Annotated in this window: 14 protein-coding genes and 1 rRNA gene; 4 read left to right on the top strand and 11 right to left on the bottom strand. The window is 41.5% G+C overall.

Annotation, left to right across the window (positions count from 1 at the left end; translation table 11 throughout):
- The first annotated feature begins 48 nt into the window (after positions 1–48).
- Positions 49–164: ribosomal RNA gene (rrf, locus tag AMBT_RS18460) — 5S ribosomal RNA — on the top strand.
- Positions 165–579: 415 nt separating this feature from the next.
- Here rrf and AMBT_RS18455 read toward each other — a convergent pair.
- The 9 genes from AMBT_RS18455 to AMBT_RS18415 all read right to left on the bottom strand — a co-directional run bounded on the left by AMBT_RS18455 (position 580) and on the right by AMBT_RS18415 (position 10,932).
- On the bottom strand, positions 580–1,107 hold the full coding sequence (locus AMBT_RS18455) for an acyloxyacyl hydrolase (protein ID WP_013786169.1): 528 nt from the start codon (positions 1,105–1,107) through the stop codon (positions 580–582).
- A 136-nt stretch (positions 1,108–1,243) separates the two neighbouring features.
- Positions 1,244–2,050 (bottom strand): type 2 periplasmic-binding domain-containing protein, encoded by an 807-nt coding sequence (locus AMBT_RS18450; protein ID WP_013786168.1) that lies wholly within the window; start codon positions 2,048–2,050, stop codon positions 1,244–1,246.
- 63 nt (positions 2,051–2,113) lie between these two features.
- Positions 2,114–2,911, bottom strand: coding sequence for a transporter substrate-binding domain-containing protein (locus tag AMBT_RS18445; protein WP_013786167.1), 798 nt, complete (start codon positions 2,909–2,911; stop codon positions 2,114–2,116).
- 68 nt (positions 2,912–2,979) lie between these two features.
- Complete coding sequence (locus tag AMBT_RS18440; RefSeq protein WP_013786166.1) at positions 2,980–6,051, bottom strand: error-prone DNA polymerase; 3,072 nt, start codon at positions 6,049–6,051, stop codon at positions 2,980–2,982.
- Positions 6,051–7,451, bottom strand: a complete 1,401-nt coding sequence (locus AMBT_RS18435; protein ID WP_013786165.1) for a Y-family DNA polymerase — start codon at positions 7,449–7,451, stop codon at positions 6,051–6,053. The genes AMBT_RS18440 and AMBT_RS18435 overlap by 1 nt, the downstream gene beginning before the upstream one ends.
- A 2-nt stretch (positions 7,452–7,453) precedes the next feature.
- The gene (gene imuA / locus AMBT_RS18430; RefSeq protein WP_013786164.1) at positions 7,454–8,167 is read right to left on the bottom strand and encodes a translesion DNA synthesis-associated protein ImuA; all 714 of its coding nucleotides are present in this window, start codon (positions 8,165–8,167) and stop codon (positions 7,454–7,456) included.
- 118 nt (positions 8,168–8,285) lie between these two features.
- Positions 8,286–8,801 (bottom strand): hypothetical protein, encoded by a 516-nt coding sequence (locus AMBT_RS18425; protein WP_013786163.1) that lies wholly within the window; start codon positions 8,799–8,801, stop codon positions 8,286–8,288.
- Positions 8,801–10,555 carry a DUF885 domain-containing protein gene (locus AMBT_RS18420; protein WP_013786162.1) on the bottom strand — a complete coding sequence of 585 codons (1,755 nt, stop codon included), beginning with the start codon at positions 10,553–10,555 and terminating at the stop codon, positions 8,801–8,803. Before AMBT_RS18420 ends, AMBT_RS18425 begins: the two co-directional genes overlap by 1 nt.
- Positions 10,556–10,596: 41 nt before the next feature.
- The gene (locus tag AMBT_RS18415) at positions 10,597–10,932 is read right to left on the bottom strand and encodes a DUF1820 family protein (RefSeq protein WP_013786161.1); all 336 of its coding nucleotides are present in this window, start codon (positions 10,930–10,932) and stop codon (positions 10,597–10,599) included.
- 151 nt (positions 10,933–11,083) lie between these two features.
- Between AMBT_RS18415 and AMBT_RS18410 the strand changes: the two genes are divergently transcribed.
- Positions 11,084–12,721, top strand: coding sequence for a M28 family metallopeptidase (locus AMBT_RS18410; RefSeq protein ID WP_013786160.1), 1,638 nt, complete (start codon positions 11,084–11,086; stop codon positions 12,719–12,721).
- A 363-nt stretch (positions 12,722–13,084) separates the two neighbouring features.
- Positions 13,085–13,921: a glycosyltransferase gene (locus AMBT_RS18405; protein ID WP_013786159.1), complete on the top strand. Its 837-nt coding sequence runs from the start codon at positions 13,085–13,087 to the stop codon at positions 13,919–13,921.
- 111 nt (positions 13,922–14,032) lie between these two features.
- Here the strand turns inward: AMBT_RS18405 and slmA are convergent, their stop codons facing one another.
- Positions 14,033–14,620 (bottom strand): nucleoid occlusion factor SlmA, encoded by a 588-nt coding sequence (gene slmA, locus AMBT_RS18400; protein ID WP_013786158.1) that lies wholly within the window; start codon positions 14,618–14,620, stop codon positions 14,033–14,035.
- Positions 14,621–14,781: 161 nt separating this feature from the next.
- Positions 14,782–15,999 carry a bifunctional phosphopantothenoylcysteine decarboxylase/phosphopantothenate--cysteine ligase CoaBC gene (gene coaBC / locus AMBT_RS18395; protein ID WP_041453125.1) on the bottom strand — a complete coding sequence of 406 codons (1,218 nt, stop codon included), beginning with the start codon at positions 15,997–15,999 and terminating at the stop codon, positions 14,782–14,784.
- A gap of 197 nt (positions 16,000–16,196) precedes the next feature.
- Between coaBC and radC the strand changes: the two genes are divergently transcribed.
- The gene (gene radC, locus AMBT_RS18390) at positions 16,197–16,874 is read left to right on the top strand and encodes a RadC family protein (protein ID WP_013786156.1); all 678 of its coding nucleotides are present in this window, start codon (positions 16,197–16,199) and stop codon (positions 16,872–16,874) included.
- Positions 16,875–16,958: the final 84 nt, after the last annotated feature.

Here is a 16,958-nt window from a genome sequence, read left to right as displayed (position 1 = left end):
GACTAAATAAGTCGGTATTACGCAAACTAACGTTTGCAAAAGTTTTTGCTTGGCAGCCATAGCGATACGGTACCACCTGATCCCATTCCGAACTCAGAAGTGAAACGTATTAGCGGCGATGGTAGTGTGGGGTTTCCCCATGTGAGAGTAGCACACTGCCAAGCTCCCATTCGAAGAAAGGGCTATCCTAACGGATAGCCCTTTTTTTATGCTTGTAGAAAAGTGTGAGTTAGCGCGAAGCCCGTTGGTAGAAGTTACCATGTAGCTTACTTATGCTGATCGACTGACTCCAGCCGTATCCAGATCTTCAAAATAATATATTAATACGCCACTACTGAAAACTATGGTTAAAGTGAGTCGCTTAATTACGTACCTATAGTAAGTTACACAGAAAAAATAATAAAATCATGTGAGGCTAGTAGGTTAAGCTACATATTTCATGCCATAGCTTATCTGTCTGCTTTAAAACATAAGCTTTCAATTTAAGTAATTTAGTTAATCCCATAAGCCCCACCAAGTGAAATATGAACATGAAAGTATATGTGGGCATAAAGCCCACTAAACCAGAAGCAATGACTGTTAGAAACTATATGCGTACGACAGGTTCATAAAATCCAAACCAGGGTTATTACTATTAAATCCACCATTAGAGAAGTGCATATAGCGCAAGGCGACGTGTTGGTTTTCATCAAGTTCAAGTACTAAACCTAGCCTATCTTCAAATTGGTAATTAGACCCTATATCCTTACCTGCTACTTTCTCATCATTGATGAAACTTGCCCCTATACCTGCTTCAACAAACAGAGGGTAGTCATACACGGTGCTAATTTGTTTCATAAAAATTGGCGTTATCGATAGTGCATAACTTGTACTATGGTTATTTTCTTCACCGTATTCCCAGTGGTATGCACTAAGTTCCCAGTAAAGCTTGATGTCACCAAACCATCCAGTGCTTAAGTTGTGTTCTATGGGGCGGTAGGCAAAGCGAATGCCGTCGATATCGTCGAAGCCATTCATATAATCAACGCTGATGGTTTGTTTCGCTTGAACTAAGTTAGGTAGTAAAAGCAAAGCTAGCACGGTAAGTTTGAATGTAGTTTTGAACATGTTGTCTCCTTAATATATAAGGAGAAAAGCAAAATCATTACCAGAAATTAAAATCTATAATTTTCAGAGTGTTAAAGTTAGTTGGAATGCTTATGTATTTTTAGCTACTTAAGAATTTTCTTGAAATAAGTAATTATTACAGGGGTTTCCACACTTCGTTTTTCTCAATATTTTGTTCTGTTCGAAACCTTTCTACCAGCTCATCAGGTAGAGCAATATCGTATTTTTCGTAGATGTTAGATATCAAGCTTTGGTTATTTATTAAGAATAGGTTTAGTTCTTTAATTATTTCGGGGTGGCGTAAAGTGGATAATAGAAAAGGGACATCTATAAAAGGAAGTGTAACATCAACGGAAAAGGGACCCAGTTGAGGGTAACTCTTCATAAAATACTTTCCAACGTGATATTCAACATCTACAGCATCGACTTCTTTATGTTGAAGTAGTGAAAGTGCGTTATAAGTTTCTTCAATGGGAACTAAAGATAAAAGGTTGTCGTCAATTCTGCTTTGCCATTTAACCGGTGTAAACCCTTGTGGAATAGCTAACTTCTTAATGAAATTTATCCCTTTTCCAACATCTTCTGACCTAACAAAAGTTCCAGACAATGTATGAGCAATAGGTTTAGAAAATGTTTTTTGATCTATTGTTGTATCTGCGCTATTCCAACGTGGGTTATCAGGATAGACAAAATCTACATTCCCTTTATTTAATTCAATTTGTAACCTTCGAACAGGCATGTCTAAATATACGAATTCATGCCCTGAGGCATCAGAAAAGGCTTCTAAAATTGCCCATCCTACGCCTTTATCAACTTTAGAAGTGAAATCATAGTGAGGAAAGTACTCAATATTTTGAGCACCAATAATATACTGTTCCGCTTGCGCTAAGTTGACGCCGAAAACAAAGAGAAGGCAGTAGAAAGTCCGTTTTATGTAACCCACTGGTGTTACCTTATTAATGAATACTATTTTTTAACACAGAGATTAATAGTAGCCCATAAGCGATTATTCAGGCTGCCAAATGTCTTTATCTTCAATACTAAATTCAGTTTGAATTTGTTGTGTCAGTGCTTCTAATGTAGTTATACCATAGCGTGCTCTGATCGAATCAATAATCGCGGGGTTGTTATTTATAAAAGCATTAAGTTCCCCAATCACTTCCTGATGTCTTAAAGCAGAAAGCATAAAAGGGATCTCGTTGTGGGGGAGGGTAATATCTAATATGAAAGGGCCGATTTGCGGCGACTGACTAGAATAGTAATTACCTACATGGTATTCAAAATCTATGGCGTCTACACGCTCTAATTGTAGTAACGACAAACCTGCAAAAGTATCAGAGATAGACACTATTTTAATAAGGTTTTGGTCTAATCTTGCTTGCCAATTTACTGGAGTAAAACCCAGAGGCATAGCAATTCTCTTAATAGCATTGATACCTTTATTCACATTTTTTGGTTTTACAAAAGTACCTGTGACGGCACGGGTAAGAGCAATCGAGAAATATTTTTCTTTGGCCTTAGTGACATCGTTATACCAGCCAGGGTTATCTGGATATACAAAATCCACATGCCCTTTAAGCATTTCCATTTGAAGACGCCGAATAGGCATGGCTAGATACGAAAACTCGTGACCAGATGCTTCGGAAAAGGCTTCAAGTATTGCCCAACCAACACCCTTATCAATAGGTGAGGAAAAATTATAATGGGGGTAATATTCTATATTCTGTGAGCCTACAATAAATTTTTCAGCAGTTGCCGCTGTACTAATCCACATCAGTAATAGGCAAAACAACCCCTGCTTCATATCAAACTCCTTGTCATGTTGATGCTACAATACTTGAGACTGTAAAACGCGTATATACGTAATTGGACTTAATGAAAGTCTCTGGATGGCATACTGATATCCTCAAGCCATGATGTTCGGTCTATTAATTTTCCCGCAATAATATGAATAACCCCTTCCTTCGAGCGTTCAATAATACCATCAATTTGCATAAGTTTAGCCTTTAAAAAGGTCTTATGCTGGGCGCGAGAGGTAGCCTGCCATACTACAACATTGATATTTCCAGTATGGTCTTCTAACGTTAGAAATGTAACCCCAGCCGCACTGCCCGGTGCTTGTCGCCCAGTCACGCATCCAAGTATTTTTACAATAGATTTATGAGGCTTTTGAAGTAAAGCTTTAGCTGGGGTAATAAAACCTAGCTCTCGCTCTCTGTGCAACAGTGCTACAGGGTGGTCGTTAACCGAAAGCCCTATAGAAGCATAATCTTCAATTAAGGTTTCAGCTACGCTTGGAGCAGTATTGAACGTGTCCTCGTTATTAGTATGTTCAAACAACGGCAAATCGGCTTGCTTGTCCATTAGCCGCCAACGTGTTTGATAGCGATTACCTGCAATACTTCTAAATGCATCTGCACTTGCTAATGCTTCTAGTTCATCAGAACGTATTGCGAGGGTTCGCACACCCTCTATATTTTTATAGCCAGTTGACGGCCTGCAGCTAACAATAAGGTTTGCACTCTTTTCACTTAAGCCTTTTACAAGCGTTAGGCCAAGCTGAATTTGCTTATCGCCTTTGCATTCAACAATTAAGTGTTCGTAGTTTGATGCATTCACACAAGGCGCCTGTACCGTAACATGATGGCGCTTTGCATCTAGTACCAGCTGTGAGGGCGTATAAAAACCCATCGGCCAGCTGTTTAACAAGGCAACATAAAATTCAACAGGAAAATAATATTTTAACCAACATGATACATAAGCTAACACGGCGAACGATGCTGAGTGGGACTCTGGAAAGCCATAGCCAGCAAAGCCTTTAATTTGTTCGAATAGATTATTTGAAAAAGAGGTATCGTAGCCTCTTGCTACCATGCCTTTTATCAGCTTTTCTTTAAACTCAAAAATTCGGCCGTCTTTTTTCCAACTGGCCATCGCGCGACGTAGTTGATCTGCTTCACCACCACTAAAGCCAGCCGCTACCATGGCCAGTTTTATCACTTGTTCCTGAAAAATTGGAACTCCCATGGTACGCGATAACACTTCTTTTACTTCTTCAGAAGGGTAGGTTATAGCTTCTTTTCCATGCCGTCGTAGAAGATAAGGATGCACCATATCCCCTTGAATAGGGCCCGGTCTAACAATAGCTATTTGCACCACTAAGTCATAATAACGGCGAGGCTTTAAACGAGGAAGCATCGACATTTGTGCGCGAGATTCAATTTGAAATACGCCGACGGTATCAGCTTGGCAAATCATATCGTAAACCTGTTGGTCATCGCCTAATTTGGTAATGAAAGGAATATCTATATTGATAGGGAATTGCTTGTTAAGTAAGTCAAAGGTCCGGCGAATGGCGCTTAGCATTCCCAAAGCTAATACATCAACTTTAAGTAGTCCTAGAGTTTCAATATCATCTTTATCCCACTGAATAATAGTGCGCTCTTGCATAGCTGCATTTTCAACAGGGACCAACTCATACAGTGGTCCTGAACTAATAACAAAACCACCAACGTGCTGAGAAAGGTGTCGAGGCGTGCCGAGAAGTTGCTCGGTGATACTAATTAGAAGTTTTACCCTTTCATTTGCCGGGTCGAGCCCTAAATTCGCAAGCTGAGACTGCCAAGGAATGACACTGTCGCGGCGATTAATTTGCTTCATCACAAAGCTTAATTGCGACTCACTGAAGCCCAAGGCTTTACCTACATCTTTAAACGCCGATTTAAAGCGATAGCAGATAACCGTAGAAGCAATGGCAGTTCTTTCTCTGCCATATTTTTCATAGATATATTGGATAATTTCTTCACGTCGCTGGTGCTCGAAATCTACGTCGATGTCAGGCGGTTCGTTTCGTTCTTTAGAGATAAAGCGTTCAAAAAGCACATTGATTTGTCGTGGATCAACGGCGGTAATCTCTAAGCAATAACACACAATAGAGTTAGCTGCCGAACCCCTGCCTTGATAGAGGATTTTGCGCGATTTGGCGAATTGAACAATGTCATAAATGGTAAGAAAAAAGTACTCGTACTCTTGTTCGCGAATCAGTGAGAGTTCTTTTTCAATAAGTGCCCTAAGCACATCGCTCAGGCCATCTGGGAAACGCACTTTAATGCCGGCTTCTACGCGTTCCCTTAAATATGTAGTGGGCGATGCACCTTTAGGTATAAGTTCAGAAGGATATTGATAGCGTAGCTCTGCTAACGAAAATAGACAGCCTCTTGCCACGTCAATAGCATTGGCAATCCACTTTTCAGGGAAAAGCTTTTTTAATTTTGAAACGGTACGCAAGCTACGCTCGGCATTGCTTAATGCTGCTCGCCCCAATTTACTTACTTGCGTATGTGCTTGGGTGGCATGAAGAACATGTTGAAGTGGAAGGTTATCTACATGGTGCATAAGCACGCCAGTGCAAGCAAGAACAGGAAACTCGAATTTTTCCTGTAGTTGTGTGTAAGTCGCAAATCGATGATGATCATACCCATCAAGTAAACGTTGTGCGCCTATGTATGTTTTTATATTGGGTTGGCTGGTTAGCCAAGTCGCCCAGTAATTATCTTTTTCTTCCTGAGTATTGGGAAGCCATATAAAAATGCAGTGACGAATGGTCCGCAAGTCCCACTCTGCAAGTTGATACTCACCCTTTTGGCTGCGTCTTCTGGCATTTGTAATTATGCGACAAAGCTCGGTATATGCCGCTTTATTGGGGCAAAGTAATACAAAAGACAATGCATCATCGAAGCGAAAATAGCTGCCGACAATGAGCTTAATAGGGAGTTTTTGCTGTTTAATTTCAGCATAAGCTCGCACCACTCCCGCCACAGAACATTCATCGGTAATCGCTAACGCTTCGTATCCTAGAAAAGAGGCGGTAGTCACTAACTGTGCAGGCGAAGATGCCCCTGTTAAAAAGCTATAGTGGCTCTGACAGAAAAGTTCGCTATACATTAGCTGTATACGCCTTGTGTCCACCAACAGGCATTTACATCTTTAAAGACGAGCAAGCGTACACCGTGATTAGTTTCTGCTATAAAATAATCTTTCTGGCTAGCAGCGCTACTCCACCATTGCGTTTGAAGTCGTATAGGGCCAAAGCAAATACGTGTTGGTAGATTTAGGGGCATGGGGCGCTCAAACAAAAATGTCGGAATGATATCAGCGGTATAAGCAGGTGTAATTTCCTCTACTTGATTGACTGTCATGCCTTCAAAGGTATGACTGTTTCCAGCTTTAGGGTGAAGCGTGCTGTTGTCGCCTAATTTGGCTTTTAACCTTCCAACAAGTTGCTTTTGTGCCACTGAGGTAAATCGATGGGAAAAAAAATTATTCCCATCGTTTTCAATGGGCTCAAATTGCTGGCAGGTTAGGGATATAGCGATAGCGGGCTCGGGCAGTAGAAGGGACTCAACTTTAAGCTCAACCAGCGCTAACCAGTCTTTCTGCGTGGCAAAAGGCATAGCACCATTAACCGCTATAGATAAAGGCTCTGCTTCTCTAAAATGCACCTGAAAAAGTATAGATGACGTGAGTAAATTGCGTGCGCGTAAGTAGTGTTCTAACGAAATTAGTAGCGCTTTAATGCTCGGCAATAAGTGTTGAGTGTTTTCCACTTCAAACGATAAATTTTTTAACTGCTTGAAGCTTATCGATGGCCTGAATAAAACGTATTTGGGAAAGGTTTCCCCCCTCAGGGCGGTTAAATAACGAATAGTATCGTTTGAGAAGCGCTGTCCAAGTTCATGAACAGGAAGTTTAAGCAGTTGGCCTACCTGCCTAACACCTACTTTAGCAAGTGTGGCGATGGTTTTTGAATCAAGCGAGGTCTGCTCTAGCCTACACCGTGACAATAGTAATATTATGCTTTCTTTATTATCGGTATAGCGGTTTGTTTTATTGTGAGCGAGAAGGCGAGCTGCCTCCACCCCCCATGCTGTGGCGAAGTAATAGTGAATACCCGCAGAATGTAGTTCGTTTATAAGTACATGCCATAAAGCGTTAAGGCCACCGTAATACTGCAGTAAATTATCAAGTCGAATGGCGATGGCGTTATGAGCATCAATTACAATATCTGATGCCAGTGGGTATAACCGATGTGCAAGAAATAGAAGCGTCTCCTTTTCGGTGTCACGGTTAAATCCAAGAATGTGCACGTGTGGACAAAGCGCAGCAGCTTGTGCAAGCCCTTGACCACATTCAATTCCTTCTTTAATAGCCTGCGAATTAGCTTGTACTACTTGGTTGCCTTGTTCCTGATAAACCACAACAGGAATTTCACAGTCGGTGGCGCCGCCATCTTTTTTATAGGCATCAAGGGTTAACTGATAGCAGTAAAAATAAGCCCATAGCATGATTAAATCACCGAGTGTAATGTTGGCTCGGTTTTCTTATTATTCTGCATAGCCGATTGAATGGCGTGGTTGTTAGGGGTCCAAGAATGGGGGATCACAATATTCGATACGGGCCATCCATGACGCTGCTTAATGATATTAACAACCAATTGCGCATCACGTATATGCAGACTTAAATCAAGAGCAATTGGAAAAGAAGCCCCTTGTTGATGAGGGGAAGTAAAAAGTAAGCATAGGGTATCGTTATGCGATGCAGCCACTTGTAAGCGCCGAGCTGCTTTTGCATTCATAGTGTTATTCCAAAGCAATACGCAATGACAAGCTGCACTTTTTAAGCATTGCTCTGCTGCCCACAAGGCTTCTTGATCTGTTTTTGGAAGCACGACAATGACTTGTTCTAAGTCTACGCCTAAGCCGCTTAACCAAGGTGCTTGGAGCTGAGCGGGTGGTTTTATAAACACACGCAGTTTGTGCGCCCGATGTGTAGTTAAAACTTGTTTAAAAAGCGTGATTTCCCCAATACCGGTTAATGACGCAATTCTGACTACTCCGGAAGTTGCGATACCACCGTGCAGAGCCTCATCTAAAACACGAGTACCCAGCAAAAACTTGTTTTCGCTTATAGGCTTCTCTCGAGCTCGCCATATATGAGGGTGCTTATCAAAAAGCGCCGCTTTTGAACGAGTTTCATTAATGGGTGATATAGGAATATTCATAACACTATAATACTGTATATATGTACAGCATTATAGTGTAGAGGTTTGTCTTTTCAAGATGAGGCGAATAGTTAACGCTGAGAAGACATCTAACTATCTGAAAAAATTACTTAAATTTTTACGCTGTGCTGGCATCGTTACTGGTAGGGCTTTTTTTAGTGTTTCCGCCAACCGAGCTAGTAATTAATTGGCAGGCCGCTATAAAGCCATCAGCGCTGTTTTTAGACCATGCCATCCGAATGGGGCCTGGCATTTCTTTAATCACGTCTCGTACATCACTTTGCGATACATCGGTGCTGCTTAATGCAGAATCTAATGCTTCTTCTAGCGTAGCGCCTTTTTCACAGCAGGCCATTACAATACTTGAGAAGTTAAGCATAAGCGGCATAAGAGCCGTATGTTGTTGTTGACTTATCAAGCGGCTTTTGTAAGCACTTTCAATGCGAGCGGCATACGTTTTTTCTAAGGCATCTGTCACTAGCACTAAGTTTTTATAAGCATGATTAACTTTATTACCACTTTGTTTTGCTGATGAACGTGTAAGCGTAAGCTCTCGTTGCAGCGTTTGTACACGAAGTGCCAGATAAATCAAAAACAGGACAAGTAGCCCTATGATCCCAAATGCAAATATCATTACATCGCCGCCTTTTGTTCTTCTATGAATTGATTAATTTTTTGCTCTAAAATAAAGAGGGGTATAGATCCATTTTCTAAAACTGCTCGGTGAAATTTGCGCACATCGAAATGCTGCCCAAGTGCAACCTCAGCCTTTTCACGCAGCGCCTTTATTTTAATTTCACCGATTTTATAAGATAAGGCTTGGGCTGGCCATGATATGTATCGGTCAATTTCAGTATTCACATTATGCTCTGATAAAGCCGTATTGGACATCATGAAATCAACCGCTCTATCTCGGCTCCATCCCATGGTGTGCATGCCGGTATCTACTACAAGACGACACGCACGCCACATTTCATAGCTTAGGCGGCCGAAATTATCATAGGGGTCTTCATAAATGCCTGCTTCAATTCCTAAAAATTCAGAATACAAACCCCAACCTTCACCAAAGGCCGAAATATAAGTGTTACGACGAACCATGGGTAAATTTTCTAATTCCGCCGCTAAAGATATTTGTAAATGATGCCCAGGTACTGCTTCGTGCAATGTTAGTGCTGGAAGGGCATAAAGCGGGCGCTTATCTAGCGCATAAGTATTTACCCAATAGTAACCAGGTTGATCGTCACGGCTAGGATGAATATAACGACCCGTGGTGTACTTAGGGGCGATATTATCGGGAACCGGCGCTACACCATAAGGTGTGCGAGGCAAGTATTCAAAGAGTGAGGGTAATTTTGCGTCCATCTTTTTCGCTATAAAAGAGGCCTCTTTAAGCAGCTCTTCTGCGCTGGTGGCATAAAATTGCGGATCTTCACGTAAAAAGGTAATGAATTCATCAATACTGCCATCGAAATTAAGGCTATCTACTACGCTTTGCATTTCTGTGCGAATGCGCTTCACTTCTTTTAAGCCAAGGGTGTGAATGTCTTCAGGGCTCATATCTGTTGTAGTATAATGCTTAGCGCGATTGGCGTAATAAGCTTTGCCATCAGGCCACTCGTTAGCAGCAATGGCGGCTCGGGCGCCAGGAATATACTCATCAACCATAAAGTCATAAAATGCTTGGTAAGCAGGAAAAACGCTGATGGTGATGGCTTTTTGGCCCTGTTGAGCTAAAGCTGCTTGTTGCGAGGCATCTATATGTTTGGGAAATCGTGTAAATGGGCTGTAGAACCCACTCTTCTTTGGGTCGTCCAGAATATAGGCGGCTACCGCATTTTCGAAACCTTCAAGGACCACCTTAGGTTGGGTATAACCTTCTTCTAGGCCTTGACGCATATAGGCAATTTGCTGTTCAAAGTAGGGTTTTAGTGCATGCAAACGAGATATATATGCTTGGTAATCATTCTCGCTTTTAAATGCAGACAAATTTGGCAATGATGCCATGGCACCATGAAAACCGTATTCGGAGTTTATGGGGACAAGATAAGCGCGAAAGTGATATTGGCTAATATAGTTCTCTAGCCGATATTGCTGCATAAGTAAGGAAATAAACGCATCATCAGATAGGTTTTCCTTAGAATACGCTTCCAACGCTTTACGGTACGCTTGCCATTGTTGATCTTGTGTTGCCAATCCTTCTGGTGAAATATCGGGTAGCTTGTTATTTTGCGAATTATCACCTTGTCTTGAGGCTAGAAGTGGGGAAACACTAATCTCATATTCCCAAATTTCATCTAACAACGCATAAAATGACTTATCCTCATTGGTGTTTGCCAATGAGGTAAAGCTAATCAGAGCCAGCGTAAAAAGTAACAAATAACGATACATGAGAGCCTCCGGTAACCTTAGACCGGATTATCAACGGTGGGTTACTCTTTGTTAGGTGTATAAATTGGGCTAGGGAAAGGCATCACTTTATCAGACTTACTGTCTAATTTAGTAATTTTGGCTGTGCCTTTTTTACTGACCGCATCAATTCTAAGGATGTTATGCATAGGAATGTAAGTACTGGTAACGTCCGCGAACTCCGATTTGAGCTTTTCATGGCTGGGATCTACCACTATGCCGGTATGGGTATCCCACACAAATTCACCTATTTCCACAAATCCAAATAAGCCACTTTGAGAAAGTGATTTGACGTACACATCGTAGCGCTCGCCATTACTGATGAACTGCACGCGATATAAAGGGTCAGCTTTTGTCATAAAGGGGTCGTTAATTTCATGATGGTTTGAAGAGCGTGAATATTACAATGGTCTATGAATACGGGCAATGGTCGAAAATCCCTTGGCTTAAACGTTACGGAATCGCTTGGGTAAGGTACTATGTAAAGACCTTAAAAATAGTGGAAATACAATGATAAAAAAACTATTACTTGGAAGTGCGATGACGGCGATGGCATTGGCTGCCACTGCGCATAACCATGAAACGACAGAAAATAGCTTTAACCCTGATACTCAGCGTATAAAGTCACACTTATTTTTCTTAGCCGATGACTTACTTGAAGGTCGTGATACGGGTTCTCGAGGGCATGAAATTGCCGCGTTATATATTGCGACAGAATTCGCAAAATACGGTTTAAAGCCAGCAGGCACCGAAGGTTACATGCAGCAGGTGAGCTTCCGTAAAGCCAATCTATTGCAAGAGTCCCCCGAATTTACGCTTAACCGTAATGGCGAAAAAATTGACTTTGCTTACCCCAAAGAATATTTAGCGGGTCCTAGTTTACTTAGTGTAGATGCTAATGTTTCTGGCGAACTTGTGTTTGTTGGCTATGGCATAGTGGCTGACGAGTTGTCTCACAACGATTACGAAAATATCGATGTGGAAGGCAAAATTGTGGTTTCCCTAGCCGGTAAACCAAGTGATTTTCCTTCGGAAGAAGGTGCGCATTTTGCCTCAGGGTATCAAAAGCAAAAATACGCCGCTGAGCATGGTGCAATTGGTATGATCACCATCACCACGCCTAAAAACGAAAAAGTACGGCCTTATCAAAGTCGCTTAAGCTATATTCATACACCGCGCATGGCTTGGCTAAACGACGAAGGTCAGCCCGCCAATACCTTCCCACAAATTAAAGGTGGTGCTTATTTAAGTGAAGCTGCGGCAAAAACGTTATTTGAAGGTGCAGAACGAGAACTTGATGATATTTATGCCGATCTTGAAGCGGATAAAGTCCCCACCGGCTTTGCGTTACCTGGCACAGTAAGCTTAAGTAAAAAGAGTACTCACGAAGTAGTGACCAGCCCGAATGTGGTTGGCGTGCTTGAAGGTTCAGATCCTGCGCTTAAAGACGAATACGTTGTTTTTTCGGCGCACTCAGATCACATCGGCTTCGCGAAAACAGTTAAAAAAGACAATATCAACAACGGCGCTATGGATAATGCCTCTGGCACATCGGTAATGCTAGAAACTGCACGCTTATTTAGCGAAATGGACGTAAAACCTAAACGTTCGATATTGTTTGTATCGGTAACAGGTGAGGAAAAAGGATTATTAGGGGCAGATTACTTTGCTCGCAATCCTACCGTGCCGGTGACGTCAATGGTGGCAAACGTTAACCTTGATATGCCCATTTTAACCTATGAGTTTGCCGACGTAATTGCGTTTGGTGCAAACCACAGTGATTTGAAAGCGTCGGTTGAAACCGCTGCAAGTAATGCTGATATTTCATTAAGCCCAGATCCTTGGCCAGACCAAGCGCTATTTACTCGCTCAGATCACTACGCGTTTGTTAAACAAGGCGTACCAGCCGTATTTTTAGTTCCTGGTTTAACATCAAAAAATCCAGAGGTAGATGGTAGTAAAGTGTTTGGTCACTTCTTATCAACGAATTACCATAAACCTAGCGATGATATTAACCAGCCATTTAATTGGAATGCTGCTGAAGCCTTTACCAAAGTAAATGCACAAATTGGTTGGACGCTAGCTAATCAAGAAGAGAAACCGAAATGGAATGAGGGTGATTTCTTCGGGAATACGTTTAGTAAATAACGTAGCTTAATCTTAAATAAAAAAGCAGCATATCTATGCTGCTTTTTTGTAGGTAACGTGCGAACTACGTTATGCGATTTGAAAGCCCATTGAGGCTAAACATAACCTGTATCGATGTAACGAGATAGAGTCGTTGTTGATATTCGCTAGAGAAAACATTCTAGCCTTATACCACCATGATGATTGTACGCAAATGAGCGATGTTGCACTTGGAAGATGATATTAGAGAATATTTAAACTTATTTTTTACTAATACAGAACTAGTAAGCTTTTTTTTACTCTAAATCAGGGATTACATGGAATTTTTACGTTTGAGTTATCAATTAGTAAAAAAGTATCTTCTAAATATTTAATGGCATCATTATGTTTCAGCACTTTATATTGACGCGCTTTAATCTTAGGAAAAAAGGTTGGGATGAGACAAAATCTCAATCTAAAGTTTTAACCGATAAGTGGATGGAGAATAGATTAGAGCTGTTTGAACAGTATTGCTATTCTTCGATAAAAGCGCAAACTAAAAAGGATTTTGAATGGTTAGTGTTTTTCGATAAAATGACACCACAACTCTTTCGTGAAAAAATTAGTGAGCTCTCTTCAAATTTTTCCAAATTCATACCTATTTATGCAGATGGAATGGACGATTTTTTACCGTCTATTACCAGAGAAATAAAAAATCGTCTCACAACGCCTTATTTAATTACAACGAGGCTAGATAACGACGACAGTCTTCATCAAGATTTTGTAAAAGAAGTACACAATCAATTCTCTAAGCAAGAGTTTAGAGTTATCGATTTCGTTGACGGATATACGCTACAGGTTTCGCCACGGGTAAGATTTGGTCTGCATTCACATGTTCACAACCCATTTATGAGTTTGATTGAAAAGAGTGAAAACTTTAAAACAATATGGACTCAGGAAAGGCATGGCTATTGGCGCAGTGTAAAAGAAGTTACTCCTTTACGTGGTAAAAGGTTGTGGATGTCAGTTATTCACATTGAAAACAAAGCAAATGAATATAAAGGTTACGGTAACGTAGCAAAGAGTGCTATTGATTCATTTAATTTGCACCCGCAAGCATTAGAAAATTTCAAATCTAATGCTGAAGATCTTCAGTTAAACAGCGCTGGCGCTTTTAAGCATAAGCTAAGAACAAATTGGAAAGTTAACTTCAAGCTATTAGAGAGAAGGTTATTTTCTTAATTAACTATTAAAGACGAAAATAAATAAAATCTAATTTGCTGAAATTATTTAACCCCACACAAATCAAAAAGGCGCTGTATTAAAGCGCCTTTTTCTAATCTGAGATCTGCCTTATACAAACATCTGCTTAAAAGCTGCCCATTGCTCATTGAACTGTTCAGTTGGTTTACGGGTGAAACCACTTCGAATAAACAAGTTAATGCGGCCGTCGGTGTAACAAATAAGCATGTTAGCAATTATCGCTTCATCGGCTGATAGGGTTTTTCCTTCACGCAACTTGCGCTCACGTAGTACCTGCTTAAGCTGAGTCTCTAGGCGTTCAAAGAGTTTTGCGATACGCGCGCGCAGTCGGTCTTGCTCTCCCATTAATGCATCACCGTTTAATATACGGGTAATGCCGGGGTTCTTTTCGGCAAAGCCTAAAATGAGGTGAAGAATTAGCTGACAGCGAGTCAGCGAGTCTTTCTCTTCGTTAACTATTTTATTAATGCGGGTAAACAAGGTTTCTTCGATGAACTCAATGAGTCCTTCGAACATTCTGGCTTTACTTGGAAAGTGGCGATATAGCGCCGCTTCTGAAACGCCCACTTTTTCAGCTAATTTTGCTGTAGTGATACGTTGACCAGGGTTTGTTTCCAACATGCCCGCTAGGGCTTGCAGAATTTGGGCTCTGCGATTTGTTTTTTTGACAGCAGGCATGATGAGAGTAATTCCTCCGCAACCGGACTTAAGAAGTCCGTTCCATGTTAAGTTGGCTCAGGCCAAATCGTTATGATGAGTTCTTGTTATTATCGACACGCTGAATACTAGTATTAGCGTATATCGTTATTTTTTATTTTTAAGTGATGTTCTAAGCTTGGCTATTGAACAATATTCTTACTGTTAAATCGATTCGCAATAAGTAGTAACAATGCTTCAGCTAACTTAGGTTTTGTGGTGGCAGGTAGGTGTTTATCGCCATCGTCCCAAATCACATGTAACGCATTATTATCGCTATTGAAGCCAAGTCCGTCGGCAGTTATGTCGTTTGCCGCAATCATATCAAGCTTTTTGTTTTTCAGCTTTCCACGGGCGTACAACTCCACATCTTGGCTTTCTGCAGCAAATCCAACACAAAAAGGCTTATCAGTTCGCGTTGCAATCGTTGCTAGAATATCAGGGTTTTTAACAAAAGTAAGTGTTAACTCATCACCGATTTTCTTAATTTTATTTTCGGCAACCTGCACTGCTTTATAATCTGCTACCGCAGCCGTGGCCACAAAAATATCGCATTGAGAAACCGCTTGCTCGCATGCCACTAACATTTCATCGGCGGTAGTCACATCAATACGCTTACATCCATCAGGGGTAGGTAAGTTTACTGGCCCCGCGATAAGAGTGACGTCGGCGCCCGCTTTAACGGCCATATCAGCAATAGCAAAACCCATTTTTCCCGAGCTATGATTGGAGATGTAGCGGACCGGATCCAGTGGTTCTCGTGTTGGACCTGCTGTAATAAGGAGGTGTTTCCCCGATAAAATCTTATCGTTTGAGGTGCCTAGGCTTCGGCTGATGGCAGAAGCAATTTCTACCGGCTCCACCATACGGCCTGAGCCTACATCACCACAGGCTTGCTCTCCATCAGCTGGGCCAATAAATAATGCGCCATGCTGCGTCAAGATGCCTAAGTTCACTTGCGTTGCTGTCGCTTTCCACATTTGCTGATTCATTGCAGGGGCAATAAAAATTTTCGCTTCTGTTGCTAAGTATAAAGTGGTGAGCAAGTCGTCAGCCAATCCATGAGCCAGCTTAGCCATAATATTTGCTGTAGCGGGGGCAATAAGTAACACATCTGCCCATTTAGCCAACTCTATATGGCCCATTGCCGCTTCTGCCGCTGGGTCTAGCAAATGTTGATGTACTGGATTACCAGACACCGCTTGCAACGAGAGAGGGCTGACAAATTCAGCCGCAGAGTCTGTTAGTACAACACGTACATTCGCGCCTAGCGCGGTAAGCTTACGCACTAAATCTGGGGTTTTATAAGCGGCAATCCCACCACTAACACCAAGCAGAATATTTTTATTTGCTAAAGACATATTTGAAACATCATTTTTTACATAACCTAAGACTATCATGATGGCTATTTTTGCGGTAGCTGAACAAAAGTACGCTCGGCGCTTAACACGCACCAAATAGTAAGTCACTTAAACAAGAACTCGCCCAATGATCAGTCGATTATAAATAGACTACTGCGCTATAACCCTATATTCATTTGGTGTGTGAGAAACTAATCATGTCGATAAAAGTGTGGCCTGTTAAAGAAAGGCCAAGGGAAAAACTACTTTATTACGGTGCAGAATACTTAAGTGATGCTGAGTTAATTGCCGTTATGCTAGGCGCTGGAGTGCCAGGGAAAACCGCTTTAGGTTTGGCCAGAGATCTGTTGGAGAAAGTGGGATCGCTACGAGGTGTGGTTGCGGCAAACGAAGCCGAATTTACCGATGTGAATGGCCTTGGTGCTTGTAAATTTGCCCAATTCCAAGCCGCCTTTGAGATATTTAGACGCAACTTAGAAATCCCACTTGCTCGACAAGACGTATTTAATAATGTGGATGATACAAAGCGTTATTTGCAAGCAAAGCTACGAGACTGTCAGCAAGAAAAATTCCTGCTGTTGATGTTAGACAGTCAGCACCAACTTATTGCGTGTAGAACCATGTTTACAGGCACGATTAATAGTGCGGCGGTTTATCCCCGAGAGCTTTTAAAACAAGTGATGAAAGATAATGCAGCGGCCGTGATCTTAGTTCATAATCATCCCTCAGGCGTGGCGGAACCGAGTCAGGCAGATATCAGGCTGACCGGCGAGATCCAAAATGCGATGGCAATGATCGATGTGTCAGTTCTCGATCATTTTGTGGTCGGAGACACGGAAACGGTTTCATTTGCACAGCGAGGCCTGTTAACATAGAAATTGTTAGTCATTCATCGAATATAATCTAGTCAAATCGTTGAAAATGATTTAGCATATGTCTCTAATGGGTAAATTTTCTGA

It is taken from the genome of Alteromonas naphthalenivorans (genome assembly GCF_000213655.1).
Taxonomy (GTDB): Bacteria; Pseudomonadota; Gammaproteobacteria; order Enterobacterales; family Alteromonadaceae; genus Alteromonas; species Alteromonas naphthalenivorans.
Note: the sequence above shows the minus strand (reverse complement) of the source record. Positions and strands in the feature narration are given on the sequence as shown.